Origin of the sequence: Pseudoalteromonas sp. bablab_jr010 (genome assembly GCF_016464105.1) — a bacterium.
In the GTDB taxonomy this organism is placed as follows: Bacteria; Pseudomonadota; Gammaproteobacteria; order Enterobacterales; family Alteromonadaceae; genus Pseudoalteromonas; species Pseudoalteromonas simplex.
Map to the genome: position 1 here is coordinate 1 of NZ_JACDWV010000004.1, position 777 is coordinate 777.

The following is a 777-nucleotide window of genomic DNA, read 5'->3' on the forward strand; positions in this document are numbered from 1 at the left end:
ATGGACTCCTCCTATTGCACAATACCCTTCGTTAATTTTGTCAGACTGCGTGCTTATATGCGGGCTCATAATGAGGAGCTACCTCGGCCCTTTGATGTATTCGCGCCCTTGTGCCTCTTCTCCTACTCGGTGTTTTAACACCCAGGCACTTTACAGGCTATCAAGGGTGGGTCTAACCGCTTAACGCAGGTTCTTGGTCAATACTGTTGTTTCTGTTATTGAAGGCTAAATATTAATTGGCTAATAAACTGGGTTCATAACTCGTGCCCTTTTTCAGCATGGCATACGCCGTCCTAACTGTTTTATTTGCTAATGCAATGGCGGCACACTTCACACCCCGTCTTTCAACTAATGCTTTGAGCCATTGTTCTTTTTTCGTTTTTGGTTCTCGATGCTTTAGCTGACTGATGACCGCTCTGGCTCCCAGAAACAAGTGGCTGCGTAATGTTATCTCGCCACGGTATTTGGCTATATGACCTATTCGTACTTTTCCACCACTTGAGTGTTGGCGAGGGGTGACACCAACATTGGCTGCCGCATTGCGTCCGCTCGTAAAATGGGTTGTGTCACTTAAGCTTATTAATAAACCAACCGCTGTGATAGGCCCGACACCCTCAAGTGCCAGTAAACGTTCACATTGCTCATCTTGTTTTACTAAACCTGTCAGTAACTCATTTAATGTTTCTTTTAATGTTGATTGCGCTTTAAATAATTCATAGCACTGAGCTAGACACTGCCTTAAACCAGCGGTTAACCCATTATCGCTATCCTCTAGAA

At 44.5% G+C, this 777-nt stretch carries 1 protein-coding gene; it reads right to left on the minus strand.

All coding sequences use genetic code 11. The annotated features are described in order from the left end of the window. Nucleotides 1–232: 232 nt before the first annotated feature. Nucleotides 233–777: transposase (locus JIG37_RS00015; protein WP_199528335.1), on the minus strand; the 545-nt coding region annotated here is incomplete at its 5' end.